This window comes from uncultured Boseongicola sp. (assembly GCF_937988555.1).
Lineage (GTDB): Bacteria > Pseudomonadota > Alphaproteobacteria > Rhodobacterales > Rhodobacteraceae > Boseongicola.
Window position 1 is genome coordinate 1 of sequence record NZ_CALJXO010000186.1, and the last position, 17225, is coordinate 17225.

General features: G+C 54.3%; 16 protein-coding genes and 1 pseudogene. 7 read left to right on the top strand and 10 right to left on the bottom strand.

What is annotated here, in order from left to right; genetic code table 11:
- Nucleotides 1–138: pseudogene (locus Q1B15_RS10070) on the top strand (transposase); the annotation flags it as partial.
- 340 nt (nucleotides 139–478) lie between these two features.
- On the opposite strand, the gene Q1B15_RS10075 reads toward Q1B15_RS10070, so the two are convergent.
- From Q1B15_RS10075 to Q1B15_RS10100, 6 genes are all read right to left on the bottom strand, one after another.
- Nucleotides 479–1612, bottom strand: coding sequence for a Gfo/Idh/MocA family oxidoreductase (locus Q1B15_RS10075; RefSeq protein ID WP_299753561.1), 1134 nt, complete (start codon nucleotides 1610–1612; stop codon nucleotides 479–481).
- 12 nt (nucleotides 1613–1624) lie between these two features.
- Entirely contained in the window at nucleotides 1625–2365 is a 741-nt protein-coding gene (locus tag Q1B15_RS10080) for a sugar phosphate isomerase/epimerase (RefSeq protein WP_299753563.1), read from the bottom strand.
- A gap of 70 nt (nucleotides 2366–2435) precedes the next feature.
- Entirely contained in the window at nucleotides 2436–3515 is a 1080-nt protein-coding gene (locus tag Q1B15_RS10085; protein ID WP_299753565.1) for an ABC transporter ATP-binding protein, read from the bottom strand.
- 4 nt (nucleotides 3516–3519) lie between these two features.
- A complete protein-coding gene (locus Q1B15_RS10090; RefSeq protein WP_299753567.1) occupies nucleotides 3520–4425 on the bottom strand; it encodes a carbohydrate ABC transporter permease in 906 nt (301 codons plus the stop codon).
- A complete protein-coding gene (locus Q1B15_RS10095; protein WP_299753569.1) occupies nucleotides 4418–5311 on the bottom strand; it encodes a sugar ABC transporter permease in 894 nt (297 codons plus the stop codon). The genes Q1B15_RS10090 and Q1B15_RS10095 overlap by 8 nt, the downstream gene beginning before the upstream one ends.
- A 78-nt stretch (nucleotides 5312–5389) precedes the next feature.
- Nucleotides 5390–6616 carry an ABC transporter substrate-binding protein gene (locus tag Q1B15_RS10100; protein ID WP_299753571.1) on the bottom strand — a complete coding sequence of 409 codons (1227 nt, stop codon included), beginning with the start codon at nucleotides 6614–6616 and terminating at the stop codon, nucleotides 5390–5392.
- A 182-nt stretch (nucleotides 6617–6798) separates the two neighbouring features.
- Between Q1B15_RS10100 and Q1B15_RS10105 the strand changes: the two genes are divergently transcribed.
- From Q1B15_RS10105 to Q1B15_RS10115, 3 genes are all read left to right on the top strand, one after another.
- A complete protein-coding gene (locus Q1B15_RS10105; RefSeq protein WP_299753573.1) occupies nucleotides 6799–7857 on the top strand; it encodes a LacI family transcriptional regulator in 1059 nt (352 codons plus the stop codon).
- 352 nt (nucleotides 7858–8209) lie between these two features.
- The gene (locus tag Q1B15_RS10110) at nucleotides 8210–8665 is read left to right on the top strand and encodes a hypothetical protein (protein ID WP_299753575.1); all 456 of its coding nucleotides are present in this window, start codon (nucleotides 8210–8212) and stop codon (nucleotides 8663–8665) included.
- Nucleotides 8634–9185: a hypothetical protein gene (locus Q1B15_RS10115; RefSeq protein WP_299753577.1), complete on the top strand. Its 552-nt coding sequence runs from the start codon at nucleotides 8634–8636 to the stop codon at nucleotides 9183–9185. The genes Q1B15_RS10110 and Q1B15_RS10115 overlap by 32 nt, the downstream gene beginning before the upstream one ends.
- 66 nt (nucleotides 9186–9251) lie before the next feature.
- Here Q1B15_RS10115 and Q1B15_RS10120 read toward each other — a convergent pair whose 3' ends face one another.
- Nucleotides 9252–10169, bottom strand: coding sequence for a LysR family transcriptional regulator (locus Q1B15_RS10120; protein WP_299753579.1), 918 nt, complete (start codon nucleotides 10167–10169; stop codon nucleotides 9252–9254).
- Nucleotides 10170–10321: 152 nt separating this feature from the next.
- On the opposite strand from Q1B15_RS10120, the gene Q1B15_RS10125 reads away from it, so the two are divergent.
- Nucleotides 10322–10597 carry a DUF4242 domain-containing protein gene (locus tag Q1B15_RS10125; RefSeq protein ID WP_299753581.1) on the top strand — a complete coding sequence of 92 codons (276 nt, stop codon included), beginning with the start codon at nucleotides 10322–10324 and terminating at the stop codon, nucleotides 10595–10597.
- 430 nt (nucleotides 10598–11027) lie between these two features.
- On the opposite strand, the gene Q1B15_RS10130 is transcribed toward Q1B15_RS10125, so the two are convergent.
- The 3 genes from Q1B15_RS10130 to Q1B15_RS10140 form a co-directional block, all read right to left on the bottom strand.
- A complete protein-coding gene (locus Q1B15_RS10130) occupies nucleotides 11028–12398 on the bottom strand; it encodes an aspartate aminotransferase family protein (RefSeq protein WP_299753583.1) in 1371 nt (456 codons plus the stop codon).
- 15 nt (nucleotides 12399–12413) lie between these two features.
- Entirely contained in the window at nucleotides 12414–13898 is a 1485-nt protein-coding gene (locus Q1B15_RS10135; protein ID WP_299753585.1) for an NAD-dependent succinate-semialdehyde dehydrogenase, read from the bottom strand.
- A gap of 115 nt (nucleotides 13899–14013) precedes the next feature.
- Nucleotides 14014–14496: an Lrp/AsnC family transcriptional regulator gene (locus Q1B15_RS10140; protein ID WP_299753591.1), complete on the bottom strand. Its 483-nt coding sequence runs from the start codon at nucleotides 14494–14496 to the stop codon at nucleotides 14014–14016.
- A gap of 68 nt (nucleotides 14497–14564) precedes the next feature.
- Between Q1B15_RS10140 and Q1B15_RS10145 the strand changes: the two genes are divergently transcribed.
- Nucleotides 14565–15956, top strand: a complete 1392-nt coding sequence (locus Q1B15_RS10145; protein WP_299753587.1) for a PLP-dependent aminotransferase family protein — start codon at nucleotides 14565–14567, stop codon at nucleotides 15954–15956.
- A 254-nt stretch (nucleotides 15957–16210) separates the two neighbouring features.
- Nucleotides 16211–17218 carry a TRAP transporter substrate-binding protein DctP gene (gene dctP / locus Q1B15_RS10150; RefSeq protein ID WP_299753589.1) on the top strand — a complete coding sequence of 336 codons (1008 nt, stop codon included), beginning with the start codon at nucleotides 16211–16213 and terminating at the stop codon, nucleotides 17216–17218.
- The last annotated feature ends 7 nt before the right edge of the window (nucleotides 17219–17225 follow it).

Genomic DNA, 17225 nt, shown 5'->3' on the forward strand with positions numbered 1-17225 from the left:
GACCCGGAATGGGCGTTGATCGCGCCGATGATGCCGCCGGCCAAGAAAACGGGTCGACCGCGTACGACACGTTTGCGCGACGTGTTCGATGCGATCCTCTACATTGCAACGACCGGATGCCAATGGCGCATGTTGCCCAACAAATCCCGATTCAACGCAACACCCGCCACAAGCGCCCCTATCGCGGAGCGATTTAGTGCTTGAGCCCAACCCAGTAGTTGGTTCAAGCTGCAATATCTCTCGTAAAGTGCTGAAACCGGTTATTCGCAGCGGACGCGTGCCGAGCACGCCATGACTTTGGAAGCCGACAGCAGCCAGGTTAAATGTTTGAAATAACTCTGCGGTGCTGCGCGATCGAACGAAGTCCATTTTTAATCAAGCGCTGCCTCGGAAAAACTGGCTCATAGTGATCGGAATGCCTATGCGGCAGCATTTGTCTGACCAAAATCAAAAGACCGGGAGAGATAGTATCTCTGAGTCAAACCAACAAGGCTTTGGCTTTCTCAGGGCTCAATCGCTCAGGGCGGTTGCAAGTTGTTGTCATATCAATCCAGGTGCGCTCATCGGCCGAACGGAGGATCGCCGTCATGATCTCAACAACGTGGGTCGCAAGTTCAAGGCTACAGCGATGAGGCCGATCTTCCGCGATCGCCGCCGCCATTTCTGCCAGCCCCGAACAGCGATAATTGGCGCGACCAATGCCTCGGCCATCTTCCATGTTTTCGATCCCGAAGGGATGACCCTGCGAAGCAACTTCAGCCACACTGTCTCCCTGCTCTGCAAGAAGCACATCCCCTCCGAAGAAGTTCGGATCGGGCACATAAAGTGATCCCTTGGTGCCATAGAGCTCCATATTTTTATGCCGATGCGCCCACACATCCCAACTTGCACCCAGTGTAATCAGGGCGCCGTTTGCGAACTCCAACACCGCGTGAATGTTTGTTGGCGTTTCTACCGGCACAGTTTCGCCAAGGCGCGGACCGTTGCCAATTATCCGGGTTTTGGAGCTGGCAGATGCCATGGCAGACACGGTTTTCACAGGGCCAATCAACTGCACCAGGTTGGTCACATAGTAAGGGCCTAGATCAAGGATCGGACCTCCGCCCGGTTGAAAAAAGAAATCTGGATTTGGGTGCCAGGATTCCATGCCGGGCGACATCACGTGGCATGTCCCGCCGATGATCTCGCCAACCATTCCCTCGTCGATAGTTGAACGCGCCAATTGGTGTGCGCCGCCCAGAAATGTGTCCGGCGCGGATCCGACGCGAAGCCCTTTTTTCGCTGCAAGCTCACGAAGGGCCTCGCCTTCTTCAAGCGTCAATACAAATGGCTTCTCAGAATACGCGTGCTTCCCGGCTTCAAGGATCTGCCTTGTCACCTCAAAGTGCGCCGCCGGTATTGTCAGGTTCACGATGATCTCGATATCGCTGGCTGCCAAAAGCCCATCGACCGTTTCCGCTCGAACCGAGAATTCCTCCGCGCGGGCCACGGCTGCATCCATATTCAGATCGGCGACCGCCAGCACGTTGATCGAACGGAACAAAGGCGCAAGTTTCAGATATGAGAAAGCAATGTTCCCGCACCCAATTATTCCAACTCCAAATTTCTTCATTATAAGTCTTCCTCAAAACGCCTTAACACTCGCCAACGAGCGTGTGGCCATGCGTTTGTGATCACTTGGGTTGTCGTGTTCGACGACATACCGGTTCACACCTGCCGCATCCATTGCAGGTTTGATGGCCGCCCAATCCAATGAGCCGTAACCGACATCCGCCCAGCCGTCTTCATCGGCATTTTCACCTTTTGGGGCAACATCCTTTACATGCGTCGCAACGATACGGCCGGCATACTTACTCAGCCACGCGACAGGGTCCTCGCCACTGACATGAACCCAGGCAATATCAAGCTCGAGTTGAATATTCTCAGATGCCTCGGCAATGATATCGAGTGGCATTTGACCCTCGACAGGCTCCAGCTCGAATTCGTGATTGTGCCACGCAAACTCCAGACCGGCAGCCACAATTGGCTCACTCATCTTCGCAAGTCTGGCCGCGAATTCCTTCCAGCCGGCGAGAGTCGTCGGGCGATTTTCTGCGGCAAGATAAGGTGCAATGACAGTGCTGATCCCCAATGCCCGTGCGATCTCAATCACTCTCTCAGAGTTGCTCTCAATGAGATCGGGGGCAAAGTGTCCTGTTGGCATTGTCATTCCATGCGCCGCCAAGAGCGCCTGTGTCTTGGCCAAATCCTCATAGTGCGGGCCAACACCTTCGACTTCCTTGTAGCCTGCATCCGCAAGCATTTTGAACGTCTCGCTCGTATCCCAGTTTCGCGAGGAATAGAGTTGGTAAGATATGCGGGGCATAGTAAGTCCTTGAAATAATTAACGTTCGCAGAAAACCAGGCCGGGTCGCAAACGGCCTGAGACGGTCTTATCAGAGGCGTAACTCGGATTTCAAATCGAACAACGAGGCCATTGCCGGGTTGATTCCGATCCGCAGTTTCTCCCCAACAGAAACGCGTGACTGACCGTCCATTCTGACGCGGAAGTGCTTTCCTGCGACCTTGCAATCAACAAGCGTATCTGACCCCGTGGGTTCGATCAGGCTAATCTCAACGTCGACCTGGAATGGGGCGTTTCCGACAAGTTCGCCGGTGACCACATGCTCGGGTCGTATGCCAATCGTCGTATCGCCGTTCACAGGTCCACCGCCTGCAAACGCATACCGCTCAAGCGGGATCACAAGGTCACCGACGTGAAATGCGCCTTCGTTGATCTTGCCCTCAAGGAAATTCATCGACGGTGAGCCAATAAAGTCAGCAACATACTTGTTGACCGGACGACCATAGATCTCGTCCGGAGACCCCAGCTGCATGATCTGGCCGCCCCGCATGATGGCAATGCGATCTGCAAGCGTCATCGCCTCAATCTGGTCATGTGTCACGTAAATCATCGTATTTTGGAGGCTGTGGTGAAGACGTTTGATCTCTACACGCAAATCGGCGCGCAGCTTCGCATCAAGGTTTGAAAGCGGTTCATCGAATAGAAAGACGTCGACATCGCGTACCAATGCACGGCCAATCGCGACGCGCTGTCGTTGGCCACCGGACAGAGCGGCAGGTTTTCGCTTCAAGAGCGGCTCTATCTGAAGGACTTCGGCCGCACGCTTTATGCGGCTTTCGATCTGCGATTTCGGGAGCTTGGCATTTTTCAGTCCGAAGGAGAGATTCCCCTCAACGGTCATCTGCGGATATAACGCGTAGGACTGGAAAACCATGCCTATGCCGCGTTCAGACGGCTCGGCCCAGGTCACATTTGTCCCATTGATATGAATCTGTCCGCCACTGACGTCCAGAAGTCCGGCAATGCAGTTAAGTAAAGTTGATTTACCGCAGCCGGATGAGCCAAGCAGTACAAGAAATTCCCCTTTACCAATTTCCAGATTGAGGTCTTGCAGGACTTTGATTGCGCCGAATTGAAGGTCGAGATTCTTAATTTCAACTGAATTTGTCATGAGATCAGCCTTTGACTGCGCCGGCAGCAATGCCGCGTACGAAAAGTTTTCCAGAGACGAAGTAAATGGTCAGAGGCACTAGACCTGTTAATATCGTCGCCGCCATGTTGACGTTGTATTCCTTCACGCCCTGCGAGGAGTTCACGATGTTGTTGAGCGACACCGTCATGGGATAGCTCTCGGGGCCGGTGTAAACGACACCAAAGAGGAAATCATTCCAGATACCAGTCACTTGCAGGATCATCGCAACCGTGAAAATTGGTAAAGACATCGGCACCATGATGCGGAAGTAAATGCCCCAAAATCCTGCACCGTCTACGCGCGCCGCCTTGAATAACTCCTCGGGAAGCGATGAGAAGTAGTTCCGGAACAAGAGCGTCAGGATGGGCATTCCAAAGACCGTGTGAACGATCACCAAGCCCGTCAGGGACCCGTAAAGTCCGATTTCGCGCAACATTATCACGATCGGATAGAGCATCACTTGATACGGAATGAACGCGCCGAAGATCAGGATAGTGAAGAAGACATTGGCTCCTTTGAACTTCCAGTTGGCGAGCGCATATCCATTCACCGAGGCAATGATGATCGACAGGATCACCGAAGGAATTGTGATGCGAACCGAGTTCCAGAAGCCAGTGCTTAACCCATCACAAGTCAGACCTGTGCAGGCCTGAGACCACGCTTTGACCCAAGGCTCGAAGGTGACCTCAAGGGGCGGCGCAAAGATATTGCCCATGCGGATTTCCGGCATGCCCTTTAGCGATGTCACAATCATAATATAAAGGGGCAGCGCGTAATAAAGCGTGACCACAAGCAGTGTCCCGTAAAGGAAGATATTGCGCCGAGAGAAGGCCTTCGTGGGCTTGGGTCCATGCGGACCTGTAAAGGTATGAGATGTTGTATCAACCACGGTTCTTCGAGCCTCCGAATTCGAGAAATGCCCAAGGGATGACAACCAGCGCCACCGTCACCAGCATCATTGTAGAAGCCGCAAAGGCCTGGCCGAGATTGTTGGCCTGGAACATCATGTCGTAAACGTATTTGGCCGGAACCTCAGTTGCGATACCGGGTCCACCTCCGGTTTGCGCGACAATCAGATCGTAGATTTTGACGATCCCCGTTACCACAAGCACCAGCGTGGTGATGAAGACCGGGCGCATCATTGGGATGACGATAAATAGATATGTCTTCCACGACGGAATTCCGTCGACCCGGGCCGCCTTCCAGACGTCCTGATCAATACCGCGCAAACCTGCGAGCATCAGCACCATGACAAGGCCACTCCCTTGCCAAAGGCCCGCAATCAGAATGCCGAAAATCGCAATCTCGGCGTTGTAGAGCGGGTCGAAAGTGAACGTCTCCCAGCCCCAGCCGCGGACGATGTTCTGAACACCGAACTCGGGGTTCAATATCCACTGCCACACCAGGCCCGTAACCACAAAGCTGAGAGCATATGGATAAAGAATGACTGTGCGGATCGTATTCTCAAAACGGATTTTCTGATCAAGAAGCGCGGCTAAAATGAAGCCAATCACAAACACCAAGATCAGCATCGAAAACCCGTAAATCGCCAGATTTTCAATTGAGATCATCCATTTTCTGGTGTCCCACAACCGCTCGTACTGGTCGAGTCCGACCCACTTGAGACGCGGCAAAAGGCCTGAACCGGTGAAGCTGTAAACGATAGTCCAAGCTGTTCCGCCGACAAACACAAAAAGCGCGGTCACGATCATTGGGATCGCTGCAATCTTTGCTGATTTGTTGCGAAATAACTGATTTGGGCGTGTAGAAGCCATCTGCTTCCCCCCTTTGCCAATCAGAGATCCGTAGATGTCGGCCTGCCACTCACAGCAGGCCGACACGCGATGGTTTGCTTACTCAGCGCGCTCGATAATCTTCACGAAGTCCACCTGCGCATCTGCAGCACTGATAGAAGCGTCCGCAAAAAACTCGGTGAAGAGCGTGTTGATCTGGTTCGTCGTGTCCGACGTGAGCAGCATGTTGGTGTCAGGCAACAGTGCGCCATCCGCCAGCAGGGCGAGGCCCTTCTGCATGCAGTCATTGGCCGAGGAAAGGTCGATATCGCCTCGTACCGGCAGCGAGCCCTTCTTCAGATTGAACGCAACTTGAGTTTCTGGCTTCAGCATCAACGCGGCCAGTTCGGACTGTGCAGCAATCTGCGCGTCATCAGACAGAACCGGGAAGTAGAACGCGTCGCCGCCTGTTCCCAGAAGTTCGGTCACGCCGAGACCCGGCAGACAGCTATAGTCTTCGCCTGCGACTTGCTCGGCAACGGCAAATTCGCCCTGTGCCCAGTCGCCCATGATCTGACCACCGGCTTGTCCGGTGATGACCAGGTTGGTCGCGTCATTCCAGTTCTGAACTGTGGACGTTGACGACATGTCGCGGGCGTCAGCTGCCGCCGAAAAGACACGTGCAACTTCCGCGCCAGCCGCAACTTCGGCATTTTTGTCGCCGTAAACTGACAGATAGATTTCGCTTGGGACCAGTGCTGCAAACATCACGTTGAACGCGCCGGATTGCTGCCAGCCCTGCTGACCCATCGCCAGCGGCGTCTTTCCGGCATCTGCCAATGCTTGCGATGCCGCAACGAATTCATCCCAGTTCGTAGGGACACTCACGCCCACATCTTCATATGCTTTGTGCGAAACCCATAGCCACTGCCATGAGTGGATGTTCACAGGCGCGCAATAGATGCGACCGTCAACGGTGCACGCATTGAGAAGCGTGGATGGGTTTACGATGTCCTTCCAACCCTCAGCTTCTGCAATATCAGTGATGTCGCGCAGCAGCCCTGCTTCGATCAGCTCTTCTGCCTGACGTCCGTGGTTAAATTGAAAGGCGCCCATCGGGTCACCACCAGTTAAACGGCTCACCATGACAGCACGCGCGGACTCGCCGCCTGCGATCGCAGCATCAACCCAAGTGTTGCCGGTGGCGTCAAAGGCTGCCGCAAACTCTTGGACCGCAGCGGCTTCACCACCAGACGTCCACCAGTGCATCACCTCCAGTTCAGTGGCAGATGCGCTGGACGCGGCCACTATTGCGGTCGCTGCAAGTAATTTGGAAGTTCGATTCATGTTTGTTCCTCCCTATGACTGAATCGTTTCAGAAATTTCTATATCGATTTAGTTTCTGCTTGCAAGCATTTTCTGTTAGTGCCTAAACTGGGGTGTGCTCTGGCACTGACAAACGATACATATGGCGAAAGAAATGAAGTGCGCCCTGCAGCCCTTGCTGCCTAGATGCTTGGAGTGGCCGGATGAAACGCATCGCGTCCGAAATGGCAAAGGCAAACGACGACGATATTCGTCGGCTGGTGGATTCCAGTGAAACGCCTACGCTCAAAACCATATCGAGAATTAGCGGAATGGCTGTCGCGACGGTGTCGCGCGCCCTGAGCGATGCGCCAGATATCGGAAACGACACCAAGGACCTTGTTCAAAGAATTGCACGAATTATCGGATATGTTCCGAACCGCGCCGGGGTGCGCCTGCGAACCGGCCGCACGAACGTGATCACGCTCGTCCTTCCTGCCGAGGGCGACGTGATGACCAACGCCGCAAAGCTGACAAGCTCAATCGCCGGCGAATTGCGCAACACGCAGTTTCACCTCAATATTCTGCCGTGGTTTCCTGACGAGGATCCTTTGCGGCCCATAAAATACATCGTTGAAACCCATTCATCCGATGCCGTCATTTTCAACATGACCGAACCAGAGGACGCCCGCGTTGCATATCTCCTGGAGAAAAACTTCCCTTTTGCCACGCATGGGCGGACGAACTGGTGCGAAAAGCATGCCTACTATGACTACGACAACACAGCCTTCATAAGCGATGCGTTGAAACGGCTGAAAACCCGCGGGCGCGAAAACGTCCTCGCCGTCCTGCCTCCGTTGAGCCAATATTATGCACAAGACATGGTGCGAGGTCTGGAACAATACGCCGGTCCCCTTAGCATCCGTTACCACATCTCAAAAAACGTCAACAGCGACCAACCATCGGACGACATACGCCATTGGGTGACCCGCAGGCTTAAGCAGTCCCCCGAGATCGACGCGATTATCTGCTCGTCGTCGAAAGGAGCCATCGCGGCCATCGTTGCCGTTGAGAAGCAAGGTCGCGTTCTAGGTGGAGATATTGACGTCTACACCAAGGAAGTCGCACCAATTCTCAAAACGTTCCGTGAAAACATCATTGTCGAGCTTGAAGATGTTGGAGATGCGGGGCGCTTTTTGGCTAAGGCCGTCAAACAGCAGCTCCAGCATCCGGACCAAAAGTTGATGCAACATCTGTTTGTTCCCGGCGGAATGTCGGCTTGAGAGACAATTTTCATAGACAGTGACGGGCCGTCACAAGTCAATGCGCTAAGATGTTAACAGACTTTTACCAATTTGAGCTCACGCTCAAATTTGAGAGACGCACCCAATCGGACTGGTTGGCCAATGGCGGTCTTGTCCCGCAACTGAGACATCGAGAGTGGGCGCAGCGGAACAAGCCGGACCTCATCTCGGCCAGCGATAACCGTCAATTCCGCCAAATGGCCAAGGGTCTCAACTGGGCGCGTTGAATGCCAAATTGAACAGTCCATCCCGATCAGATGACAAAAAAAGTTGACGTGGCGTAAGATACTCTGAAACGCGCTTTCACCACAGAATATCAGGGAGGACTATCATGCATTATTTTTCAACAACGGCAGCCATTTCCGCAGGACTTCTGATCGGTTCGCTCGCGGCAGCACAGGACGTCGTCTGGACGCTCGAAGGCCTCGAAGCACCCGAGAGCGCGCACTTTGACGAGGCGCGAGACGCTCTCTACGTCTCCAACATCAACGGCGAGCCAACAGCCAAGGACGGCAACGGATACATCTCTCGGGTTAGTCCCAACGGACAGATGCTGGAGGCGAAATGGGTCACCGGGCTGGACGCACCCAAGGGGTTGGTAAGCGACGGCGCCACCCTTTACGTGAGCGATATCGACCGACTGGTCGCTATCGATATTGAAGCAGGTGAAATTTCCGGGACATGGCCTGCCGAAGGTGCGATCGTTTCTCAACGACACGGCGCTCGATGCAGCGGGCCGGGTCTATGTCTCGGACATGATCGCCCAAAAGATCCATGTTCTGGCTGACGGCGATTTCTCTGTGCTCGCGGAAGGCGATGTGCTCCAGCACCCCAACGGTCTCAGCATGCGTGATGGCCAGCTGCTCGTCGCACCATGGGGCCTCGATTTACAGCAAGATTTCACCACGAAGACAGGTGGGCATCTTATAACTGTGGACGTCGAAACCGGTAGTGTCGCACCCTTGGGGTCGGGCGATCCCGTAGGGAACCTTGACGGGCTAGAACCAGACGGCGACGGCAATTGGATTGTGTCGGACTGGATCGCCGGGGCCGTCTACCGCATCGCCGATGATGGGAACAAAGAGTTACTTCTCAACCTCGACATGGGCAGCGCTGACCTCGAATACATTCCCGATCAGTCCCTGTTAATTGTGCCGATGATGCTCAACAACACGCTTGTTGCCTACCGGATAGAGCAGGCTCTTCTAGGCGGGCACTTTTTGTCAACCGGCGAACTGAAAAGACAGGGGCACCATTGGGCGACGACTTCAGTTTCTGTGCCGTCATTCCGCACCTGTGCGGAATGACGGCACCGAGCCCGAAGTGACTGATGCTGCAGCCAAGACCAGTGTCTGCTATGCGTCCAATCAGAACTATAGGCTTCCCAACCGCAGGATTTCACTGCGCGTTTCACTTGCCATATTGCGGAGCCAAGCGGCAAATCTTTGCACTTGGGGTCTCTTTGCGGCATCAGGTCGAATCTGCATCCTGTAGGGGTGTGGTGCAGTAAGGTGCTGAGACGCAGGAAATGGATTGACGATCGAACCTTTCTCTAAATCGCTCAGTACCAAGGACAGGCCACATACCAGAAAACCCACGTTCTGCCGCACCGCCTCTAACGCAACCCGAGCATTTGGATAATGAACGCCGCGATCTGGGCCGCTTTCGCGATGGCCGAATTTCTGGAACCACTCAACCCACCCAGGATGATCCAAGTTATCACGCTGTACTTTCAGGTGCAGTAGCGGCATTCCTTCCATCTGTAGGACAGGGTCCCAATCGGCAATGCGGCGCGGGTTGTCGGGACCGGTTACGGGCAAAAAAGCGTCGGTGAACAGTGGCTCACCAGATCCTTCTCCGTAGTCGATCCGTATATCAGGCGCGCCCAATCTCAGAGGAACGTCTCCCGCCCCGTTTATGCAAAACAAGATGTTAGGATGTGCTTCACGGAAGGCGTCAATACGCGGTGCCAACCAAAGCTCAGCCCAATCTGGATCTGCAACTATCTGTATTTCGCTGACGCGTTGAAAATCGAGTGTATCAGTCACCCGCTCCAGCGCGGCAAAGGCTAGCTGCAGATCAGAAAGAGCGTGCTCAAGCTGAGGCGTCGGCTGCAATCCAGATCGCCCCCTCAGCAAGAGATCGGCACCTAGAAAGTCTTCCAACGTCCGGACGCGCTGCCCTACTGCGGCTGGCGTGATGCCAAGCGTGTCCGCCGCAGCTTTTAGTGACCCCTTACGGATAGATAATTCGACTGCTTGGAGCGATTTTAGATGCGTTAAGGTGACCATTAGTAAAGTTTACCTTTATCTTACAAAATTTCAACAGTTATTGATAAGGAAAATCTTTATCAAGCTAAAGAAAATTGAGTTTTGATTTTAGGCGGCGGTCATGCACGGTCATGGAGCGACCTCATTTGGACCAGCAAAAGGAGATAGATGAAATGGACCGCTTTATAATCGAACGTGACATTCCAGGTATCGGCGAGTTTTCCCTGACCGAGCTCTGCGGCGCTGCACGGGCGTCAAATCAGGCACTTGCCGCTATCGGTCCCAGCATCCAGTGGCAGCATTCTTATGTGGCGGCAGGGAAAACGTTCTGTGTCTATCTTGCCGAGAGCGAGGAAGATATCAACAAACATGCAGAGCTGAGCGGCATTCCCGTGTCGAAGATCACGAAGGTTTCTCAGATCATCGATCCCTTGACGGCAAACAACTAAGCATCCAGCATCTTTAAAAGATACCGGCGACGATTTGCTAATGTTCGTCGGTTCTTTTCTTCTGATAGGGCAGACTCTGTACGCCCGGAGACTCCAAACTGATAAATTTGTTTGAGAACGAAGAACGACCGTCTTCTGAAAGTGGCCGTTGGCACGGTCGCAAAGAAGGCTCACTTTGTCCGCAACTCGGTCATTGCCGCATTTTTCGCCAGTGTCTGCTCTGGGTCGAAGCTGCCATTGACGCTGGGCCTGTTGATAGGTCCAGAGCCTAGACTTCCGAATGCCGGAAGCGGGTCGCAGCTGCGACCTTCACCGGTTGTGGAAAGCCAGGGCACGCTTTTATAAGCCCATAGATTGAAGTGCGGCCGATGCCACCAAGGGCTTGTGCGAGCCTGGCTCGCTTCGGCATACCCGTTGCCCCTTTAAAACATCACCCAAGCACCTCGGCCACGGCCGCCGTCAGCTTACCCGCGATTTCATCTGCCTCTGCGTGTGTCAGGCAGAATGGTGGTGCGAAGCCGAGTATATCGCCTTGAGGCATCGCCCGGCTGATGATGCCGCGCGCCATTAGAGCGTTGTTCACCTTTGCGCCGATGGTCTGCCCGGCGTCGAAGAAGGTCCGGCTGTCGCGGTCTTCAACGAATTCTACAGCGCACATTAGGCCTTCGCCTCGAATGTCACCCACATGCGCGTGGTCGCCCAAAGCGTCGCTCAGTGCAGCTTTGAAATAGGCCCCGATTTCGCCGGCATTCTGCACGAGGTTAAGTTCGTCGATCAGCTTAAGGTTCGCAACTCCCGCTGCGGCCCCGATGGGGTGGGCCGAATAGGTCCAGCCATGGCCGATGGGCCCATTTTCATCAGTGCCTTGTTCGAGCACTTTCCACATCTTTTCAGACACGATTGATCCCGAGAGTGGCGCATAGGCTGATGTCAGCCCCTTGGCTATGGTAATGAGGTCTGGCTTGATGCCATAGTGCTCTGACCCGAACATTGTGCCCAAGCGACCAAACCCGGTAACAACCTCATCCGCAATCAAAAGTATGTCGTGCTTGTCCAAAACAGTCTGAACCGCGGGCCAGTAACCTGAGGGCGGCGGGACAAGCCCACCGGTTCCCAAAGCCGGCTCTCCGATAAAGGCCGCGATTGTATCTGCGCCTTCGCGAGCGATCATAGCTTCCAATTCGGCGATGCAATGCGAGACGAAATCCGCCTCCGTCATCGAAAGGTCGGCTCTGCGAAAATAGTAGGGCGCTTCGGTGTGCAGTACTTGGCTGAGCGGCAGGTCGAACTTCTTGTGGAACAGATCCAGCCCGGTAAGCGAGCCGGTCATCAGCCCTGAACCATGATAGCCACGCCAGCGCGAGATAATCTTTTTCTTCGCGGGCCGCCCGAGGATGTTGTTGTAATACCAGACCAGCTTGATGTTGGTCTCATTCGCGTCCGAGCCGGACGTGCCGAAATAGACCTTGGACATATGATCCGGTGCCCGATCCATGATCATCTTGGACAGGGTGATGCTCGCCTCGGTGCCGTGACCTACATACGCATGGTAGTAGGCCAGCGTATGCGCCTGTTCTGCGATAGCCTCTGCGATCTCGGCCCGGCCATAGCCGACATTCACGCAATAAAGCCCAGCGAAGGCGTCGAGAAACCGGTTGCCATCGCGATCCTCTATATGACAGCCCTTACCCCCTGTGATGATCCGCTGTGGGATATTCCCGCGCGCGAATTCCGCAAGATGTGTGGAAGGATGAAAGAAGTTCTCCCGATCCCAATGATCGAGCTGGTCGTTTCTCAGCATGACATCCTCATTTTCTTAGCCCCAATCTCTACAAACATATTTTATTTCCATAAACTCGCGCATTCCTAGCCCCGCGCCTTCGCGCCCGAGCCCGGATTGCTTGGTGCCGCCGAACGGGATCGGGGCACCCGTGACCTTCGTGCGATTGACCGCAACCATTCCAAATTGCAGCGCGCGGCAGACACGGTAGATGCGGCGCGGGTCTTGGCTGTGCACATAGGCGACAAGCCCGTATTCGGTCGCATTGGCGCGCTTGATCACTTCGTCTTCAGTGTCAAACGGTGTGATTGCCGCGACAGGGCCGAACGTCTCTTGCGACATAATCGCCGCATTGTCAGGCACATCGGTCAGAACAGTGGGTTCGTAAAACAACGCGCCAATCGCGTGGCGCTTGCCTCCACATGCAAGTTTCGCACCCTTTGCCAGAGCGTCGGCCACGTGCTCTTCCTGTTTTACCACGGCTCCTTCATTCATCAGAGGACCGATATCCGGATTATCTATGCCTCGTCCGACAGTTAAAGCCTGCGATTTCGCAGTGAATTTGCGGCAGAAGTCCTCGTAAATGGGGCGATCAACATAGATGCGGTTGGCACCCAGGCAGTCCTGACCTGACGTCGCAAACTTGGCTTTGATTGTTTCGCTGACGGCAGCGTCCAGATCGCAACCTTTGAAAACGATAACGGGTGCGTGGCCGCCAAGTTCCATCACCAATTTTTTTACCGTAGCGGCGCTGTCACGGTAGAGAATTCGACCGACTTCTGTTGATCCCGTGAAGGAAAGAGCGCGCACACGGCTGTCTGCGGTCCACGGCGGAACAACTGTCGACGCTTTGCCAGTGACGACATTGAAAACGCCTGCTGGAATGCCGGCACGTTCTGCAAGCTCGGCAAGTGCGGTGGCCGAAAATGGGGTTTCAGACGATGGGTGCGCCACGATCGTACATCCCGCAGCCAACGCCGCCGCTGCCTTGCGCGTCAACATAGCGGTCGGGAAATTCCAAGGCGTGATCAGTGCGACAACACCGATGGGTTCAAGCCACACCTCCACCTCTGCATCGGGCAAATGGCTGGTCACACCCTCAATATTCGGACGCTTGGCCTCTTCGGAATAATATTCCACAAACGCAGCTGCGTAGTCGATCTCTCCGAGTGCTTCAGAGAGCGGTTTGCCCTGTTCGGCGACCATGATTCTGGCAAGGTCTTCCTTGGAGTCCAGCATCAGATCAAACCAGCGGCGCAGGAGTTGTGAGCGGTCCTGCGGCAGCATCGAAGACCGCGTTCGAAATGCGTCCTGAGCAGCATCCACTGCTTTCGCACTGTCCTTGCCATCCAGTTTGGCCACATCTCCTAAGCGGGCGCCGTCCGAGGGGTCTGTCACCGCAAAGGTTGCGCCAGACTCCGCGGCGACCCAGCGACCGTCGATATAGGAAAAGTTTCTGAGCAGCTTCGGATCTGATAGGTCTACGCCCTTGGGGCTTTCGAGCTGAGCGGTGATGGGCATGATGTATCCTGTGATCAACGGGACTCGGCTCGACTTTAGCTTATAGAACACAGACAGTTTTTTTGAATTTCGTGGCTTGGACAGCGGATTTTTCTGTTTTTGCCGCGCGAACGTCTTATTCGCTCTGTTGTCCCAGTAAATGCGCCAGCGCGGGCGCAGCGGACTTCACCTCCTTGGTGACGACATATGTGAAGTAGCGCTTTAACCCGACTTTCGCTTCGAGCAATTCATCAATCATGCGTTGGTAACTGTTGATATCCAGGGTCACAACTTGCATCAAATAGTCGACGCCGCCGCCTATTGCCCAACATCCCGTGACCTCCGGATATTTTTCGATCGCGTTCTCAAAGATGCGAAAGTTCTCCGCGCGATGTGACTCCAGCTCAAGGACAACAAAGATGACGACATGGACAGACAGACGCACAAGATCAATCTCAGCATGATAGCCCTTGATGAGCCCGGCCTTTTCCAGTCGTTTTATCCTCTCCCAGCAAGGTGAGGGCGAGAGGTTAACACGGCGTGCCAACTCGGATTTTGAGATGCGCCCCTCGGATGTGAGGACCTCGAGTATTCGTATGTCACGTGGATCAAGAGCTATCGCCATGACGCAGCTACGCTCCTTGAATTGATCTTGTCAAATGTCAGAATTCTGGCCTATATTGAATCATGGCAATTTGGCCGCCAGATCGAGAAAGCCTTACACGTCCGGTTTATCATTCCCTCGCGCAATGTCTTGTTCGCGCGCTTGAGGCGGGAGAGATCAAGTCTGGAACGAAGTTGCCAACGCATCGGGCACTGGCATTCGAACTTGAGATAAGTGTCCAGACCGTCAGCAGGGCCTATGAGGAATTGGCGCGCCTCGGTGTGATTTCAGGGCATGTCGGCCGAGGCAGCTACGTTCTGTCAAATCCAACTGAAGCGCAGCTGCCGTGGCAGCGCCCTGCGGATCATGAAGACGTAATCGACTTATCAATGTTGGTTCCAGTGTTCGATGAGATCCATGCGAGCCACATCGCTCATTCTCTGAAGGAGATGGGTGAGAATCTTCCATACGATGCAGTATTTTCATTCCGACCGCGTAAGGCGCTGATTGGCCATAGCGCGCATGCGCGCAACTGGCTGGTTAAATGTGGCGTGCAGGTTGATGGGCGAGACGGGATACTTCCGACAAACGGCAACACCTCGGCAATGACCTGCGCTCTCATGACGGCAGCCATGCCCGGTGACGTAGTGGTCGCCGAAGAGATGGGGCACCATACCATGGTTTCTTTAACCTCCATACTCGGCTTGAAGCTCTCAGGTCTGGCGATGGATGCTGAGGGTATCTTGCCTGAAGCCTTTGAACGCGCGTGCGTGAATGGGCCGGTCAAGGTGTTGAGTGTCCTGCCTGCAGGATTGGGCCCAACAGCAGCGGTTATGGGGATGGAGAGGCGAAAAGCGCTTGTTTATATCGCAAGAAAGCATTCTGTTTGGATTATCGAAAATGATGCTTGGGGGCCGCTGCAACCAGACCGTACGCCGCCTATTGTGACGCTGGCGCCAGAGCGAACATTTTACTTTACGGGTATGTCGAAGTGCATACTTCCAGGCCTACGCATTGCCTGGCTGGTAATTCCGCAGTCAAAGGTCCACGCCGCGCGTAGCCGCCACCTCGTGACAAACTGGATGGCAACACCACTGATCGCTGAGATCGCCAGCCGCTGGATTAAAGATGGCACCGCAAACGAGCTATTGGAGTGGCAGAGAACGCAACTGGGGCGACGCAACCAGATTGCCGCCAAGATCCTTCAAGACATTCCCTACAGCGCCTCTCAAAACGGAATGCATGTTTGGTTGCCGTTGCCAGATCGCTGGCGAGAGGACGACTTTGTCGCTCTCGCGCGCCATGACGGAGTGGCAGTCGCGGCAGGTTCGAACTTCGCTGCTGAGGGGTTAAGTATTCCACCTGGCGTTCGCGTCTGCCTTGGTGCGGGAAGCGAAGGTGAGCTGGAGGAGGGGTTAAAAATTCTTGTTCGACTGCTGCAAGCAGCACCTGAGAAAGCATTGCTTACTATTTGAGCGATGGTTGCTATCAGGTCGGATTTGCTGATCCGACAAATTGTCATGGTTCAATATATAAATTGACATGATTGCTGGGCTGCTAAACCAATTGCGTAGTGGGGATGTAGAAGTGTGCGCGGCTGACGGCCTGTGCGTGACTGATGGCCAGCGTGTTTATTGCTTTTCACTCTAAAAAACACGGACGGGCGCACGTGCTGTGCCCGCGACCAGCAGACTTGGTTGCAGATCCGTAAAACAGAGAGGTTATAACGATGAACTTGAAGAAAATACTCGCCGGTGCGACGGCCTTGGTCTTTGTAGGAACTTTCGCTTCAGCAGACACATGGCGCTATGCATTCGAAGAGTCGCTGGACGAGGTCCAGGGCCAGTTTGCCCAGAAATTTAAAGAGTATGTTGAGGCAAATTCGGATCATGAAATCCAGTTGTTCCCTTTCGGAACGCTCGGTGAATCCGCAGATATCATGGAGCAGGCGCAAGCTGGCATCCTGCAGTTCGTCAACCAATCGCCCGGTTTCACCGGGTCGCTGATCCCTGAGGCGCAGGTATTTTTCGTTCCTTACCTTCTGCCCACAGATCAGGCGCAACTTGCGCGCTTCTTTCGCGACAGCAAGGCGATAAACGAAGATTTTCAAGGGCTTTACGCTGCCCAAGGGCTTGAGCTCTTGCAGATGTACCCCGAAGGCGAAGTCGCTATGACGACCAAGGCACCGGTCAAAAGCTGTGCTGACCTTGACGAGGTCAAATTCCGCGTAATGACCAACCCGCTTTTGGTAGAGAGCTACAAAGCATTTGGCGCGATCCCGACACCGCTTCCTTGGGGCGAGGTGTATGGTTCTCTGCAAACCAACATTATTCAGGGCCAGGAAAACCCGACATTCTTCCTCTATTCGACCAAACTTTACGAAGTAACCGACTATATCACTTATGCCGGGCACAACAACTTCACCACGGCTCTGATGGCCAACCTCGACTTTTATGACGGGCTTTCGGGCGACGAGCAAAAGGTCATTCAGGATGCGACAGATGCGGCCTATGACTTCATTGTTGAGTATCAGGACGGTCTGGCTGCCACTGAGCTTGCCAAGATCATGGAAGCTAAGCCTGAGATGACTGTTACTGTTCTCTCTGAAGACGAGCGTGCCTGCTTTAAGGCGGCGGCTTCCGAAGTTGAGGCCAAATTCATCGAGATGACCGGCGACTCCGGTGCTGCGATTCTTGAACAGATGAAGGCCGATCTTATGGCTGCAGCTGACGGCTGATCCCTCC